At 69.8% G+C, this 15,800-nt stretch carries 14 protein-coding genes; 6 read left to right on the forward strand and 8 right to left on the reverse strand.

The window, feature by feature from the left end; genetic code table 11:
- Window positions 1–437 precede the first annotated feature (437 nt).
- The 7 genes from HNQ61_RS27965 to HNQ61_RS27995 form a co-directional block, all read right to left on the reverse strand.
- Window positions 438–2,045 (reverse strand): S8 family peptidase, encoded by a 1,608-nt coding sequence (locus HNQ61_RS27965; protein ID WP_170032873.1) that lies wholly within the window; start codon window positions 2,043–2,045, stop codon window positions 438–440.
- A gap of 84 nt (window positions 2,046–2,129) precedes the next feature.
- Entirely contained in the window at window positions 2,130–2,573 is a 444-nt protein-coding gene (locus HNQ61_RS27970; protein WP_170032871.1) for a hypothetical protein, read from the reverse strand.
- A 63-nt stretch (window positions 2,574–2,636) separates the two neighbouring features.
- The gene (locus HNQ61_RS27975) at window positions 2,637–3,776 is read right to left on the reverse strand and encodes an aminotransferase class I/II-fold pyridoxal phosphate-dependent enzyme (protein ID WP_170032869.1); all 1,140 of its coding nucleotides are present in this window, start codon (window positions 3,774–3,776) and stop codon (window positions 2,637–2,639) included.
- Window positions 3,773–4,843, reverse strand: a complete 1,071-nt coding sequence (gene dapE, locus HNQ61_RS27980) for a succinyl-diaminopimelate desuccinylase (protein ID WP_170032866.1) — start codon at window positions 4,841–4,843, stop codon at window positions 3,773–3,775. Before dapE ends, HNQ61_RS27975 begins: the two co-directional genes overlap by 4 nt.
- Window positions 4,844–4,915: 72 nt before the next feature.
- On the reverse strand, window positions 4,916–5,332 hold the full coding sequence (locus HNQ61_RS27985; protein WP_170032864.1) for a PIN domain-containing protein: 417 nt from the start codon (window positions 5,330–5,332) through the stop codon (window positions 4,916–4,918).
- Window positions 5,329–5,616: a hypothetical protein gene (locus tag HNQ61_RS27990; protein WP_170032862.1), complete on the reverse strand. Its 288-nt coding sequence runs from the start codon at window positions 5,614–5,616 to the stop codon at window positions 5,329–5,331. The genes HNQ61_RS27985 and HNQ61_RS27990 overlap by 4 nt, the downstream gene beginning before the upstream one ends.
- A 74-nt stretch (window positions 5,617–5,690) precedes the next feature.
- On the reverse strand, window positions 5,691–6,512 hold the full coding sequence (locus HNQ61_RS27995; protein WP_205761266.1) for a 2,3,4,5-tetrahydropyridine-2,6-dicarboxylate N-succinyltransferase: 822 nt from the start codon (window positions 6,510–6,512) through the stop codon (window positions 5,691–5,693).
- A gap of 192 nt (window positions 6,513–6,704) precedes the next feature.
- Here HNQ61_RS27995 and HNQ61_RS28000 point away from each other — a divergent pair, with 192 nt between their 5' ends.
- Window positions 6,705–7,385, forward strand: a complete 681-nt coding sequence (locus tag HNQ61_RS28000; RefSeq protein ID WP_170032857.1) for an SCO family protein — start codon at window positions 6,705–6,707, stop codon at window positions 7,383–7,385.
- Window positions 7,382–8,098, forward strand: a complete 717-nt coding sequence (locus HNQ61_RS28005) for a spheroidene monooxygenase (protein ID WP_205761264.1) — start codon at window positions 7,382–7,384, stop codon at window positions 8,096–8,098. Before HNQ61_RS28000 ends, HNQ61_RS28005 begins: the two co-directional genes overlap by 4 nt.
- A gap of 312 nt (window positions 8,099–8,410) precedes the next feature.
- Here the strand turns inward: HNQ61_RS28005 and HNQ61_RS28010 are convergent, their stop codons facing one another.
- Window positions 8,411–9,478, reverse strand: coding sequence for an NAD(P)H-dependent oxidoreductase (locus HNQ61_RS28010; protein WP_170032855.1), 1,068 nt, complete (start codon window positions 9,476–9,478; stop codon window positions 8,411–8,413).
- 169 nt (window positions 9,479–9,647) lie between these two features.
- Here HNQ61_RS28010 and deoC point away from each other — a divergent pair, with 169 nt between their 5' ends.
- From deoC to HNQ61_RS28030, 4 genes are all read left to right on the forward strand, one after another.
- Window positions 9,648–10,673 carry a deoxyribose-phosphate aldolase gene (gene deoC, locus HNQ61_RS28015; protein WP_170032853.1) on the forward strand — a complete coding sequence of 342 codons (1,026 nt, stop codon included), beginning with the start codon at window positions 9,648–9,650 and terminating at the stop codon, window positions 10,671–10,673.
- Between the two features lie 61 nt (window positions 10,674–10,734).
- A complete protein-coding gene (locus tag HNQ61_RS28020) occupies window positions 10,735–11,601 on the forward strand; it encodes a DUF3667 domain-containing protein (RefSeq protein ID WP_170032851.1) in 867 nt (288 codons plus the stop codon).
- A gap of 108 nt (window positions 11,602–11,709) precedes the next feature.
- Entirely contained in the window at window positions 11,710–11,955 is a 246-nt protein-coding gene (locus HNQ61_RS28025; protein WP_170032849.1) for a hypothetical protein, read from the forward strand.
- Between the two features lie 192 nt (window positions 11,956–12,147).
- Window positions 12,148–15,330 (forward strand): PD40 domain-containing protein, encoded by a 3,183-nt coding sequence (locus HNQ61_RS28030; RefSeq protein ID WP_170032848.1) that lies wholly within the window; start codon window positions 12,148–12,150, stop codon window positions 15,328–15,330.
- Window positions 15,331–15,800 lie beyond the last annotated feature (470 nt).

Here is a 15,800-nt window from a genome sequence, read left to right on the forward strand (position 1 = left end):
GCAAGCAGAGCCGCTACCCCGTCCGGCGCCGGAGCGAGCCGTCTGAGAAGATCGACCCGCGTGTCGTCGAGGTGCTTAGGTGAATGGTATTACGCGCAGGCGGACTTCGTGTGTTGCGAGGCGCGGTTTCAACCGCCGGACCAATGTCTGCCTTCCGCGCCGAACATCATCGCCGCGCCAGACTGGTGTGTGCTCCCTCTCCCACATCCGTTCGTGGGAGAGGGTCGTCGTGCGCAGCACGCGGGGTGAGGGCCCACAGCCGGGGCGCGCTCCAAACCCGATCTGAGCACATCGCACCGGGCACTGGGCCCTTCCGTCAATCGCACTCACGCACTCACGCACTCACGCACCCAGCACTCACGCACTCCCAAACGAAAACCGCCTCCCGCGCCAGAGCGCGGGAGGCGGTCCATCCATCATCCAGCAAAGAACCCGGCTTACCGCCGGACCATGCGCTCCGCCATCTGCACGGCGGCGTACAGGTTCACCACGCCGCCCGTGGACGAAAGCTGGGCGAAGGGGACCGTGGCCGTTTCGCTCCCCGGCTGCTGCACCACCAGCCCCGGGTAGCGCGTGGACGACTCCATGATGATCTGCCGCACCTGCGCCGCGGTCAGCTCCGGAAAATACGAGAGCAGCGTCGCCGCCAGGCCGGCTACCACGGGGCTGGCCATGCTGGTTCCGCTGTTGCGCTCGTAGCCGCCGTCCGTCACCGTCGAAAGCACGTCCACGCCGGGCGCGAACACGTCCACCAGCGCCTGGTCGTAGTTGCTGAACTCCGCGGCCAGGTTGCGGCCGCCCTTCCACGACGACGCGCCCACCTCGATCCAGTTGGACGCGCGCTGCCCGCCCTGCGTGTAGATGGGCGTGGGAAAGCTGGGGTGCTCGCTGGTGTCCTCGTTTTCGTTGCCCGCCGCGTGCACCAGCAGCACGTTCTTGCTTTCGGCGTAGCGCACGGCGTCGTCCACCAGGCTCTTTTCGGGCGAGTAGCTCTTGCCGAAGCTCATGTTGATGACGCGCGCGCCGTTGTCCACCGCGTAGCGGATGGCGTTGGCCACGTCCTTGTCGCGCTCGTCGCCGTTGGGCACCGCGCGCACCGCCATGATGCGCACCGCCGGCGCTACGCCGTCGATGCCCACGCCGTTGCCGCGCCGCGCCGCCACGATGCCGGCCACGTGCGTTCCGTGGCCCGCGTCGGGCCCCTCGTAGTCGTTGTTGCCGTAGTTGCGCTGCGTGCCGTTGGCCGGATCGTCGCCCACGATGCCGCGCGGGTTGAAGTCGGGGTTCAGCGAGAACTCCACCGTCTCCTTGAGTTCCGCCACACCCTCCCGCAGCCTGGCCAGCGGATAGCCCTGCCCCACGAAGCTGATGTACGCCTCGCGGGCGGCGCGCTCCTGCGTGGTCGCCGGCGTGTACGCGCGAACGGCTTCCAGCGTCAGCGAATCCGTCTTCAGCGCGTCGCGCAGCACGCGTTCGGCCTGCGCCAGGATGTTCACGTACTGGCCGTACTCGGTCAGCAGCCCGGTCTGTTCCGTGCGGCGGGCCTCGAAGTCGGCGGCCACGCGCTGCCAGAGTTCGTAGTCGGCGCGGGCGGCGCCGCGCAGCGTGTCGGCGTTGGCGCCCTGGAAGCGCGCCCGGAGCCGGGCGTACTGGCGCGTGACTTCCAGCGTTTCTACGGTGATGTTCTGCCCGTTGGCGCCGCCCAGAAAGCTCCAGCCGTGCACATCATCCACGTAGCCGTTGCGGTCGTCGTCCACGCCGTTGCCGGCGACCTCGCGGCGGTTGGTCCAGATCACGCTGGCCAAGTCCGGGTGATCGACCTCCACGCCGCTGTCGATGATGGCCACGATGATGGTGTCGCGCACCGGGCGGTTCTGCAGCAGTTCGCGGTACGCGCGCTCGGCGCTGATGCCGGGAACGTTGTTGGCGCGGGCGTCCAGCAGCTGCCAGTTGCGCGGCGCCGAGTCGGGGGCGGCCTGCGCCTGCACCCCGGGCGCCGTCGCGGCCACCGCCACGGCGACCAGAAAGGGACGGATCGGCTTCATTCTACCATCAACAGAAAAGGGAAAAGCGGTCCAGCCGGGCGCCAGTACACCCGGCGCCCGCAGAAAGAGCCACCGCGTACGGCCTCAGCCGATGACGTCCAGCGCCAGCGACGAGGCGGCGAGCGCGCGGTGCATTTCCGTGTGGGCGAACAGGACGCCGGGGTCGCGCTGCCGCGCCTGCTCGTAGCGCGCCGCATCGCCGTCCGCGCCGTTCCCGTCGGCGGGGGCGGAGACGAGTTCGTGGGCCTGGGCGATGTAGCCGCGCGCGGATTCCAGCGTCAGCGGATCGCCCTCGTGCAGCGCGCCGTCGATCTCGGTGATCAGCCGCGAAAAGGGGCGCAGCCAGGCAAAGAACTCGTCCTCCATCAGCGCCTGCAGCAGCTGCACATTGGACTGCGGCCCGGCGGTCTGCTCGTAGATGGCGCGTTCGGAGTCGATCAGCGCCTTGTGCAGGCGCATCAGTCCGCGGCGAAGCTCCACCAGGGGAGCGCGCAGCGGATCGGGAGTGCGGGTCGGTTGGGCGGTCATGCGCGTCCGGTGAATGCGGGAATCGTCTGTCCTGCCTTGGTGGATCGAAAGAAGCGCGCCGCGTCAGCCGCGCGGCTCGGCCAGGAAGCGGGCGATGCGCCGCACTCCCTCCGCCAGCGCGTCCGGCTCGGCCACCCAGCTCAGCCGCAGCCAGCCCTCGCCGCTGCCGCCAAAGGCCAGCCCCGGCGTGGCGACCACGTGCGCGCGCGTCAGCAGCGCCTCCGCCGCGCCCAGCGAGTCGGCGGCCCAGGCGTCCGGCAGGCGCACCATGCAGTAGAACGCACCTTCGATGGGCGTCGTACGCAGTCCGTTTTCCGCCAGGGCGGTCCCCAGCAGCCGCAGGCGCGCGGCGTAGTGCGCGCGGTGCTCGCCCAGGTTGGCCGGATCGGCAAAGACGGCGCGCGCCACCACCTGCGAAAAGGTGCTGGCGGCGGTGTTCACCAGCTGGTGCACCTTGACCGCCGCTGCGATCTCCGCCCTGCCGCCCACGAGCCAGCCGAGTCGCAGCCCCGTCATCGCGTTGCTCTTGCTGAGCGAGCAGGCGACGAGCGAGTGCGGCCAGAGCGCGCCGATGCTCACCGGCGCCTCCGCGCTGAAGTACAGCTCGCGGTACACCTCATCCGACAGCACGTAGACGGGCGGCCCCGGACGCGCGGCGAGCCCGTCCGCCAGCGCGCGCAGTTCCGCTTCCGGCCACACGCGGCCTGTGGGGTTCGCGGGGCTGTTGAGGATCAGCATCCGCGTATCCGGGCGGAGCGCATCCAGCACGCGCGCGGCATCCGGGCGGAATCCATCGTCCCCGTCCATCGCCACGGTGCGGTGCCGGATGCCTTCCAGCGCGCACAGCTTGGGATAGGCGAGGTAGCAGGGCTCCACGATCAGCACCTCGTCGCGCGCCGGATCCAGCACCGCCTTGAGAGCCAGGTAGATCGCCTCCTCCGACCCGACCGTCACGCACACGTTTTCCGCCCCGCGGTCCGGGATCGCGTGATAGGCGGCGATGGCGGCGCGCAGATCCGCGAAGCCGGCGTTCACGGTGTACGGGCAGCCGTGCTCGCGCACCCACGCCGCCGCCGCATCGAAGTAGCGCGGGTCCGGGCGCAGCGTGGGTTCGCCCAGCCCCAGGTCGATGTCGCCCGGCTGCTTGCGGGCGTTGAGCGCGCGGATGAGCGACGGGGCGATGCCGTCCAGTACCGGGTTCACTGGGCGAACCAGCGGCGGAGGGCGCCGTAGCAGTGCTCCAGCGAGTCGATGCTGGCCCACTCGCCGGCCTGGTGCGCCTGCCCCGTCTCGCCGGGGCCGAAGTTGACGGCGGGGATGCCGGCCGTGGTGAAGCGCGCCACGTCCGTCCACGCCTGCTTGGGGAGGACGGGCAGAGCCTCGCGGCGAATCCACTCCGCGATCAGCGGATGGTCGGCGTACACGTCGCCGGCGGGCGCGCTGTCGGTGACGGTGACGGTGCACTCCGGACCCGCCAGCGCGCGCAGTTCCGCCTCCGCGTTCTCCGCCGTGTTGCCGGGCGCGAAGCGGAAGTTGACGTTCAGGTCCAGCGCGTCGGGCACCACGTTGCGCGAGTTGTGCGTGGCCGCCGCGGTGGCGACGATCACCTCGTAGAACGACAGGTCGCCGAAGCGCACCTCGCGCCGGCCCCAGTCGCGCAGCTTCTCCAGAAACGGGATGGCGGCGTAGATGGCGTTCTGCCCCTGCCACGGCCGCGCGCTGTGGGCCCGCACGCCGGGGATGGTGACGGTGGCGTGGATGAGCCCCATGCATCCCGGCTGCACCCCGCGGTCGGTGGGCTCCAGGATGAAGGCGAAGTCGATGACGGGGAGCGCGCCGCTGTCCAGGACGGGGCCCAGGCCATTGCCCTCCGCCGGGCCTTCTTCGCCGTCGTAGAAGATCCAGACGGGGCGCGCGTTCTCCAGTTCCCGCCACCGGTCCAGCAGCGCGAGCATGACGGCGACACCGGCCTTCATGTCGCTGGCGCCGCAGCCGTACACGCGGCCGTCGCGGATTTCATACGGCTGGTCCTCCGCGCACTTCACCGTGTCGATGTGGCCCACGAGGGCGATCACCGGCTGGCCCGGACGCTCGTCGCGGCCGAACGGCTCGCAGAGGACGGAGTTGCCCAGCCGGGTGACGGCGTGCGGGCCGGCCGCCGCGGCGCAGCGCTGCTGCACCCACGACGCGATCTGCGCCTCGTGGCAGGTTTCGCTGGGAATGTTGCACAGGTCCAGCGTGAGGTGCGCGAGTTCGTCCCGGATGGTCATCAACAGAGAAGTGCGTGAGTGCTGGGTGCGTGAGTGCGGGAGGGCAGCGGGCCCAGGCCAGTGCGCCCGGACTCAGCGGCGCGGGATGATTTGGAGCGCGGAGCCGTCCGCCAGGCGATAGACGTAGAAGTGGCGGTCCACCGTGAACACGCGGCTGAGAGACAGCGCTTCCGCGGCGGCGACCAGGGATGCGTCCGCGAGATCCATCGGCGCGTCCCTGAACTTGCTCATCAGAGCGGCCGTACGGGCCACTTCCGCGGTCGCGGGCTCGTGGAGTACAAGGTGGCCTTGGGCATAGAGCTCCCAGAGGGTGGCTTGGGCCCGGAATCCGCCGGATCTCCCCAGCAGATGCATCGCCTCCGTAAAGCAGGGCCAGGTTGTGATCATCGGCTCCGGGCCAAGCTCTTCCAGAGCCGACACGCACTTGGCGTGGTGCTGGTCGTCCGCGTCCAGAATGGCGAGGAGCGGCCCGGCATCCGTCAGCGTCACAGCCGTCCGTCCCGCCGCTTTTCGAGCAGCAGGTCCGCGAACTTTTCGCTGGAATTCTCGGAAAGCTGGGCGCCGCCGGGCACGTATTCACTGGTGTTCAGCACGCCGACGTATCCGGCGAGCCGCTCCGCCAGCGTGCGCGGAGCGGGAGCGGACGCGTCGTGCCTAGTCCCGAGCAGGCGGTCGCGCAGGTAGGCGTCGGCCAGTTCGTCCGGTGTGGTGCCTTCCTGCACGGCGGCGTCGGCCAGCGCGCGCTCTACTTCCGGCGTCAACACGATGGACACATCTCCTCCTCTCGTTCGCGTTCCCGGCCGCGTCACCCGGGTCCATACACCCGGGTGCGCCGGAGGTTTGCGCCTTATACCTGAACGTCGAAGGTGCGCAGGACGTCGTTCAGCGAGGTCTTGCGGTCGGTGGATTCCGTGCGACGGCCGATCAGCAGCGCGCAGGGGACCTGGAAGGTGCCCGCGGGAAACTGCTTGGGAAGCGTTCCGGGGATGACCACCGAGCGCGCCGGAATGCGGCCCTTGGTAATCACCGGCTCCGAACCCGTCACGTCCACGATGGGCGTCGATGCCGTCAGCACCACGCTGGCCCCCAGCACCGCCTCCTCCTCCACCACCACGCCCTCCACGACGATGCAGCGCGACCCGATGAAGGCGCCGTCCTCGATGATCACCGGCGAGGCAGAGGGCGGCTCCAGCACCCCGCCGATTCCCACGCCGCCGGACAGGTGCACGTGCTTGCCGATCTGCGCGCACGAGCCCACCGTGGCCCACGTATCCACCATGGTCCCCGCGCCCACGTACGCGCCGATGTTCACGTAGCCGGGCATGACCACGCAGCCGGGTTCCAGAAAGCTGCCGTAGCGCGCCACGCCCGGCGGTACCACGCGGATCCCCTGCGCCTGCAGGTCCGTCTTGGTGCGGATCTTGTCGAAAAAGCGCAGCACGCCGGCGTCCATGGGCTCCAGCGGACGCAGCGCGAAGTAGAGCAGGATGGCCTCCTTGACCCACGCGTTCACCCGCCACGCGCCATCCACCTTTTCCGCCACGCGGATCTCGCCGCGATCGAGCAGGGCGATGGTTTCCTCCACCGCCCGCGCGGTGTCGCCGTCCTTGAGGCGATCGCGGTCGGTGAACGCCTCTGAAATCCGCTGCTGCAGTTCGTCCCGCTCCATCCGTCCTCCCATGTCCGTATCTGGCCGCGTCCGGCTCCGTGCCGGCGGGCGCCCAACGTAGCGCGGCGCCCGCCCCCGCGCGACCCCGCGCGCGGGACGCGGGCCCTTAGCCATTCGCGCGCATGATGTTAGATTGTCGCCCGGCCGCGCCGCCGCTCCGGCAGCGCATCCATCGCCCGTGCACACCGTTCCATGCGAGACGCACGCCGTTCTCTGGTGGCCTTGGTCGCGGCCTCCATCGCCATCATCGTGGGCGCGGGGGTGGCCATGTCGCCCCGCCCCGCGCCGGCCTGGGTGGGCACCGCGTACGACCCCGCGCCCGCGGGCAACTTCGCCCTGCGCGACCAGGACGGCCGCGCCGTGACGCTGGAAAGCTTCCGGGGCCATCCCGTGCTGCTCTTCTTCGGCTATACGCGGTGCCCGGACATCTGCCCGCTGACGCTGCAGAAGCTGACCGCGGCCGTGCGCGCGCAGGGCCGCGCCGGCCGCGACATGCGCATCGTGCTCATCACCACGGACCCGGCCAACGACACGCCCGCCGTGCTCAAGGCGTATGCCGCGCCCTTCGGCCCGCAGGTGGTGGGATTGACGGGGGACAGCACCGCCGTGGTCGCCTCGCGCACGGCGTACGGCGCGTACATCGCGCCCGTGGGCACCGCGTCCGCCAGCGCCGGGCACGCGGGTCATGCGATGCCCGCGGCCTCCGGGCACGCCGGCCACTCGATGCCGGCGGCCTCCGCCAGGGCGCCGGTGATGGCGCATTCCGGCGCGGTGTACGGCATTGACAGCGACGGCAACCTGCGCGTGGTGATCTCGGAGATCAGCACGCCGGACGAGGCGCGGCACGACGTGGCGCTTCTCGCGCGGATGTGAGCCTGCTCGCCACCTTTACCGCCGTCCGCTACACGCCGCGCCGGGCTGGCTGGGGCGCGCTGCACATGGCCACGCAGCGCCCGCTGCTGGCGCGCACGCCCGGCCTTCGCTTCGCGCGATTGATGGGGAGCGGCGCGGGAATCGGCTTCAGCGCCGTCCCCGATCCGCTGCTGTGGACGCTGTTCGCGGTGTGGGAGGATGAGGCGCACTGGGAGAGTTTTCGCGACGGATCCGCCGTGATGCGCCAGTACGCGGCGCGCGGCGAGGAGCGCTACACCCTGCGCCTGCGGCCTCTTTCGGCGCACGGCCGGTGGGGCGGGGAAGCGCCGTTCGGCGAGCCGTCGTTGAAAGCCGCGGCGGATGAGCCCGTCGTGGTTCTCACCCGCGCGTCCATCCGCCTGTCCCGCGCGGCGCGGTTCTGGTCGCGCGTGCACCCCGTGGACGAGACGCTGCGCGGCAACGCGGATCTGCTCCTGACGTTCGGCGTGGGCGAAGTGCCGTGGCTGAGGCAGGCCACGCTGAGCGTGTGGCGCTCCGCCGAGGCGATGCGCGCCTGGGCCTATCGTACGCCGGAGCACGCCGAAGTTGTCCGCCGCACCCGCGCGGAGGGCTGGTACAGCGAGGAACTGTTCACGCGCTTCCGGCTGCTGGGTACGGAAGGCACGCTGCACGGCGCCGATCCGCTTGCCTCGCTCGGGACGCCTGATCCGTGAACTGCCGTTTCACACGGAGGCCACGGAGGAGGCACGGAGGTCACGGAGGACTGCACGGCAACAGATGGGCATCACACAGAGTTAACAGGAACAGAAAGAACCCGGGGGACGGTTGCCTGCGCCGCTCCTTGGGTTCTTTCTGTTGACTCTGTTAACTCTGTGTGATGATTTCAGTTGTCCGTCCTCTGCGTCTCTGCTGCTCTGCGTGAGGTTCATCGTTTCCGCTGTTCCTCCGTGACCTCCGTGCATCCTCCGTGACCTCCGTGTGAAACGGCAGTTGCCAGTCTCAGGAAGCGCACGAAGGCAGAGGGATCAACGGTCGATCTGATCGGCCGTGCTCTGCTTCGGCTTCAGCGTGACGTCGCGGTTCAGATCCATCTGCTGCTGAATGCGCGGCGACGAGCCTTCCGGCGCAATGCCCAGGCGCATCCGCGTGTCGCGCCACTTGAGGCGGATGTCCGCGGTCTTGTGCGGCGGCGGCTCGTACCCGAACGCGCGCCACGTTCCCGGCGGCACCTGACCTTTGGCGCCGACGTGAGAGACGAACGAATCCGTCCATGCATCGAACCGCTCCATGAACGGCGCCTCGCGGACCATGTCTTCCGCCTGGTTGTCGCTGTACGGCACGCCGACGCCAGTGTCCGCATAGCTCCAGAGCGCGTCCGGCACCTCGATTCCGCTGTACCGGCACTGCCACACGAAGGGCGCGTACGCGTTGCGCATCCGCTCGAACGGCTCCTCATCCACGGGAAACCACTCCTTGTGGCGCAGCAGCCTGGGCCGCCCGTCCTCATCCAGCTCGTCCGATCCCTGGTCGCCGTAGCAGAAGAAGCCCGCCGTGCGCCCCTCCAGGTGATTGGCGGAAAGCGCCTTCCACTCGGGCGAGTGCTCCAGCCGCATCGCCTTTTCCGGATCCTTGTGGTCGATCAACCCCTCGTCCGGATTCCCCCCGCTGGCGCAGACGAGCCGGTCGAACATGAGCTTGAGGTTGCTGCTGGGCGCGTACCAGTTCACCGGGCCGATGACGGCCCACGCGTCGGCCAGGTCCAGGCGCGCGTACAGGTCCAGGTCCCACATCAGGTCCGGCTCGGCCTTGTCGCCCTTCTGGTAGCAGTTGCACGGCCAGCAGCATAGCGCCATGGACGTCGACACGCACGCGTTGCAGCTCTGGATGCGGGAGCGCGCGTACACGTTGCCCAGGTCCTCCACGTCGACCTCCCACTCCGCGGGAAGGCGGTCGGCCATGCGCATCATGAGCGTGCGCGACTTGCTGTCCACGCCCGGACAGTTGTACTGGCGCCGCTGCGAGCCGGCGATCAGCAGTACGCGCAGGGGCCGCCGGTCGTGCGGCAAGCGGCCGTTCTCGTCATCGGGCTTCATCCCGTCCTCCGCGATGGAATTCCCCCTCTTCCCGCCGCGCGCCACGGGCGAAGATCATGCCCGGAACCCCAGCGTTTCCGCCGCGCGGACCCCCCATTCCCCATTCCCTATTCCCTATTCCCTGTCCGTTCAGCTATCTTTCCCGGCTCAACCGCACCCGCGCAGCGCCATGTCAACGCTACCGTACAACCATCTGATCGCCGTCCCCGCCGGGGGCCCGCCCGACGACGTCGAGGCCGCCCACGACGAGCACCGCAACCCGGGCACGGCGCTGGACCTGGACTGGGTGGAATCCGTCCGGGTGAACCGCAGCGCCGTGGAGCGGCGCGCGGGCTCCCTTTCCGGCCGCCGCACGGTCAAGAAGCAGTGGCAGGCCGCGTGGCTGCTGCGCGCCATCACCCTGATGGACCTGACGACGCTTTCCGGCGACGACACCGCGGGGAACGTGCGCCGGCTCTGCGCCAAGGCGCGCCATCCCGTGCGCCCGGAGCTGCTTCGCGCGCTGGGGGTGGAGCACCTGCCCATCCACACCGCCGCCGTCTGCGTGTACCACGCGCTGGTGCCCACGGCCGTGGAAGCGCTGGAGGGATCGGGGATTCCCGTCGCCGCCGTGTCCACCGGCTTCCCGTCCGGGCTGTCGCCCATGGAGCAGCGCATCCAGGAAATCCACGCGTCCGTGAACGCCGGCGCGCGGGAGATCGACATCGTCATCACCCGCGGGCACGTGCTCACCGGCAACTGGCAGGCGCTGTACGACGAGGTCAAGGCGTTCCGCCAGGCGTGCGGGCCCGCGCACCTCAAGGCCATCCTGGGCACGGGCGAGCTGGCCACGCTGCGCAACGTGGGCCGCGCCAGCATGGTGGCCATGATGGCGGGCGCGGACTTCATCAAGACGTCCACCGGCAAGGAAACGGAGAACGCCACCCTTCCCGTCGGACTGGTGATGGCGCGCGCCATCCGCGAGTACCGCGAGCGCAGCGGCCACGTGGTGGGCTTCAAGCCGGCGGGCGGCATCAAGACCGCCAAGCAGGCGCTGGACTGGATGCTGATGATGAAGGAGGAGCTGGGGCCGGATTACGTGCGGCCGGACCTGTTCCGCTTCGGCGCCAGTTCGCTGCTGAACGACATCGAACGGCAGCTGGACCACCACGTGAACGGGCGCTACGCCGCCGGATACCGGCAGCCGATGGCCTGACCGTCTCGCGGGCGGCCCTCCCCGGGCCGCCCGTCGCTTTTCCCTCCTCGCGGTACCCCCGATGGACACCACGCTTTCTCCTGCGCCCGCGTCCGCCACGCCGGAACCGATCGCCGCGCCCGGCGGCCACCCCGCGCTTATTCCTGGCGACGGACCGGTTGCCGCCGTCGATGTGGCTCCCGCGCGCATCCTGGCGCCTCCGCCGCCCGTGCCCGCATGCGCCAACTGCGGCGCGGCGCTCACCGGCCGCTTCTGCGCGGAGTGCGGGCAGAAGCGGGTGGAGGGCCGGCTCAGCGTACGCCAGGTCGCAATGGAGACGGTGGCCAGCGCCGCGGACATGGACCGCGGCCTGCTGCACACCGTGGCGGGGCTCACTCTGCGCCCCGGCGAGGTGGTGCGCGACTACCTGAACGGGGCCACCGTGCGCTGGACCGGGCCGGCCAAGTACTTCGTCCTGGTGATGGCGATGGTGGTGCTGGTGTACGTGCAGGCGGGGATCGGCGAGCGGCTGGCGGCGGTCTCCGGCTCCGCGGCCGGGACGGAGGGGATCGTGAAGCTCGTGCAGACCCACATGAACCTGCTGATGGCGGCGGGCGTGCCCTTTTCCGCCCTGGGGACGTGGGTGATGTACCGGCGCTACGGGCTGAACTACGCGGAGCACGTGGTGCTGAACCTGTACGTCAACGCCCACCACACCCTGCTGATGGTTCCGCTCAGCGTCGCCGCCGCGTTTGGCGGGTTCCGGGTGCTGATGGTGGCCAACACCCTGCTCGGGTTCGGCTACCTGGTCTGGGTGGCGCGGGCGACGTTCGGCATCGGCACCGGGGCGGCCATTCTGCGCACGCTAGGCGCGCAGGCGTTGAACATGATCGCGGCGGGCACGGCGGGGATCGGCGTGGGCTACGCCATCGGCCACCTGATCCGCTGACGCCCCGGGAGGACGCCGCTCGTCACCCCCGGGCGACGCAGGGGGCTCGCTGGATGAACGAAAGGCCCCAGATCCACGCGGATCCGGGGCCTTTCGTTCGTCCGGAGCATGACGGGCACGCTCTCTGCCCGGGGCCGCCGCGGGGCAGGGCACCTCATCACCTTCTGGATGGAGAACGGCATGGCGGACATCGACGTGCGCCCCCGCCGGCCCGGGCTGCGGCCCTGGCTAATCGGCATCGCGGCGCTGGCGGCGGCGGCGCTGCTGGCGTTCTGGCTGCTGGACGACCGGGGGGACCAGGAGACGCTGGAGGGCGTCTCGTACGCGGCGCCGGAGGCGGGTCCGGTGTCATGACGCGCACCGCTGGGGCGTTGGTCCGGAAGTGATTCTGCATCGTTGTACAAACAGGGTACGAGACGTGCATTCTGCGCGTCGGCCACTGATCGCGGCGAGCCACGGCGGGCCTGTCATCTCCTGACAGGCGCTCCGGCCGGAGCGTTGCCCGAAAAGCCCTGTATCACCTCCGGCCGGTTTCAAGGAGTCCTCATGTCGGCAGTTTCCCGCCTACGGGTCCTGTGCGCCGTGGCCGCGCTCTGCGCGGGCGCGACCGCACTGGGCCCGGCACCCGCGGAAGCCCAGTACTTCGGGCGCAACAAGGTGCAGTACCAGACCTTTGACTTCCGCATCCTGCGCACCACGCACTTCGACGTCTACTACTACCCTGAGGAAGAAGTCGCCGCCCGCGACGCCGCCCGCATGGCGGAGCGCTGGTACGGGCGGCTTTCGCAGGTGCTGGAGTACGAGTTCGAGCAGCGCCAGCCGCTCATTCTGTACGCCAGCCACCCCCACTTTCAGCAGACGACGTCGCTGGGCGGCGACATCGGCGAGGGAACGGGCGGCGTCACCGAGGCCTTCAAGCAGCGCATCATTCTGCCCATGGCCAACGCGTACGCCGAAACCGACCACGTGGTCGGCCACGAACTGGTGCACGCCTTTCAGTACGACATCAGCGGGCTGGGGCGCGCGCAGGGCGGCATCGAGCAGGCCGCGCAGCGCTTCAACGTTCCCGCCTGGTTCACCGAGGGCATGGCGGAGTACCTGTCCATCGGCCCGGTGGACCCGCACACGGCCATGTGGCTGCGCGACGCGGCGCTCACCGGCCGCATTCCCACGCTGGAACAGCTGACCTTCGACCCCAGCTTCTTCCCCTACCGCTGGGGACAGGCGTTCTGGGCGTACGTGGGCGGCCGCTGGGGCGACGCGGCGGTGGGGCAGATTCTGAAGCAGGTGGGCCAGGGCGTGCCGTATCCGGAAGCGTTCTCGCGCATCGTGAACGTGCCGCTGGAAGAGATTTCGGAGGACTGGGCCAACTCCATCCGCCGCACCTACCTGCCGCTGCTGAACGAGCGGCGCGAGGCGCGCGAGCAGGGGCAGCCCACCATCACGCAGCGCGAGCAGGGCGGGCGGCTGAACGTGGCCCCGGTGGTTTCGCCGGACGGCCGCCGCATCGCCTTTCTGTCGGAACTCAACTTCCTGGACGTGCAGCTGTACGTGGCCGACGCGCAGACGGGCGAGGTTCTGCACCGCCTGGTGCGCGGAACGTCGTTTGATCCGCACTACGGCAGCCTGCGCTACATCAACTCGGCGGGATCGTGGTCGCCGGATTCGCGGCGGTTCGCCTTTTCGGCGCTGGTGGGCGGGCGCGACGTCATCTCCATCATCGACGCGCAGCGCGGATCCCGGCTTCGCGAGTACGACATCGACGGCGTAAGCGAGATCACCAACCCCACCTGGTCGCCGGACGGCAGCACCATCGTGGTGTCGGGCCTGCGCGGCGGCGTGTCGGACCTGTACGCGGTGGACGTGAACACGGGGCGCTCGCGGCAGCTGACGAACGACAAGTACGCGGACATGCAGCCCATGTTCTCGCCGGACGGCCGCACCCTGGCCTTTGTGACGGACCGCGACGAGACCAACCTGGAAACGCTGTCGTTCGCCAGCTACCGGATCGGGCTGATGGACTTTCCCTCCGGCGCGGTGCGCACGATTGACCCGGGCGGCGAGGGCAAGGCCATCAATCCGCAGTGGACGCAGGACGGCACGGGGCTGTTCTTCATCGGCGACGTGACGGGGATCAGCAACATCTACCGCGTGCAGCTGGCGACGGGCGCGGTGACGCAGGTGACCGACCTGTTCACCGGGGTGAGCGGCATCACCGACCTGAGCCCGGCCATTTCGTCGGCGCAGCGCGACAACCGGCTGATCTTTGCGGCGTACGAGCGCGACGGCTTCAACATCTACTCCATCACCGATCCCACCGAGCTGGCCGGCACCACGCCGCGCCCGGTGCAGGTGGCGGCGGCGGGGCGCCCCGGGGTTCCGCTTCCGGCGCTGCTTCCCCCCGTTCCCCGTCCGGAAGACCCGCCGTTCAACCGCGTGCTGCTGGCGGTGAACGAGTACCAGACGGGGCTGCCCAGCGTGGAGGAGCAGGCCACGTGGACGGTGGTTCCGTACCGCCCGCGGCTGTCGCTGGACTACCTGGGCCAGCCGGTGGTGGGCGCGTCGGTGGGCGGCGGCCCCTACAACCGCGGCGGGCTGTACGGCGGCATTTCGGGGATCTTCAGCGACCAGCTGGGCCAGCACACGGTGTACGGCACCATCCAGGCGCAGGGGCAGCTGGACGAAATCGGCTTCAGCACCCTGTACCTGAACCAGACGCACCGGTGGAACTGGGGTGTTTCGGCGCAGCGCATTCCGTACATCTACGGCGGCCTGCCGTACGAGGCGATCGACGAAGAGGCGCAGGAGTACCTGCAGCAGCTGGTGACGCTGCGCTTCTTTGACACCAGCCTGAACGCGCTGGCGCAGTACCCGTTCTCGCAGGTGCAGCGGCTGGAGTTTTCGGCGGGGGTGCGGCGCTTTGCCACCGACACCATCATCCGCGAGCTGGTGTACCCCATCATCGACGGGCAGGTGGTAGGGCTGTCGGACATCCGCGACCGGCACGAGAGCGGCGTCGCGTACAACATGGGCCAGGCGTCGGTGGCGCTGGCGTACGACAACGCGCTGCAGGGCTACACCTCGCCCTTTGCGGGGCAGCGGTACCGCTTCGAGGTGTCGCCCACGGTGGGTTCGCTGCAGTTCACCAACGCCACGGCGGACTACCGGCGCTACATCTTTGCGCGCCCGTTCACGCTGGCCGTCCGTGCCCTGCACGTGGGCCGGTACGGGCGCGACGAGGCGCGGCTGCAGCCCTACTTCCTGGGCTGGCCCATGCTGCTGCGCGGCTACGACCCCAACGGGCTGTACAACTCGTGCCGCAGCTCCATCGACGACAACAATGTCCGCAACGCCGACTGCCAGCTGTATGACGACGAGCTGCGCGGCAGCCGTGTGGGCGTGGCGAACGTGGAGCTGCGCCTGCCCATGTTCCGGCAGATCATCGTGGGCAACTCCATCGGCCTGCCGCCGGTGGAAGCGTTCGGCTTCTTTGACGCGGGTTCGGCGTGGGGCAACGTGCTGCTTCAGCAGGGCGGAGTGCTTGAGACGCGCCCCACCTTCCGCCGCGGGGTGGACCTGGACAACGACCGCCGCGGCATCGTGACCAGCGGCGGGGCCGGCGCGCGGGTGAACCTGTTCGGGTACGCGGTGCTGGAGGCCGCGTACGTGAAGGGCTTTGAGAGCAACCGCGGATGGCACTGGCAGTTCGCCCTGCAGCCCGGCTTCTGAGCCGGAACTGAGGGTTGGAAAGAGGCGGGGGCGAGCGATCGCCCCCGCCTTTTTTTGTCCGGGGATTTCTGGGGATGAGGGGCGGCGGGCGGGGTTCGCGGGCGGCCCCCACCCGGGCTCGTACTACTCGCCCACCCTCCCCCAAAAAAGACTGGGGGAGGGTTGGGGCGGGCGGAGGGTTCGGTGCGGGGGGGCGGGGTTGGCACGGGCGGAGAGTTGCGTGCGGGAGGCGGAGATCGGCGGGTGAGCGAATTCCTTGAGCGAATGAATCCGCCGCTCGAACAGCGGGAACCCCCGACCCGGCGCTATTCGCGCCCCGTTCGGGGCTTCAACTGTCTTGGGGACGCGAGCAGAGCCGGCGCCCAGTCCGCGAAAGCGTAATACCATTCACCTAAGCACCTCGACGACACGCGGGTCGATCTTCTCAGACGGCTCGCTCCGGCGCCGGACGGGGTAGCGGCTCTGCTTGC

The sequence above is a fragment of the Longimicrobium terrae genome (assembly GCF_014202995.1).
Taxonomy (GTDB): Bacteria; Gemmatimonadota; Gemmatimonadetes; order Longimicrobiales; family Longimicrobiaceae; genus Longimicrobium; species Longimicrobium terrae.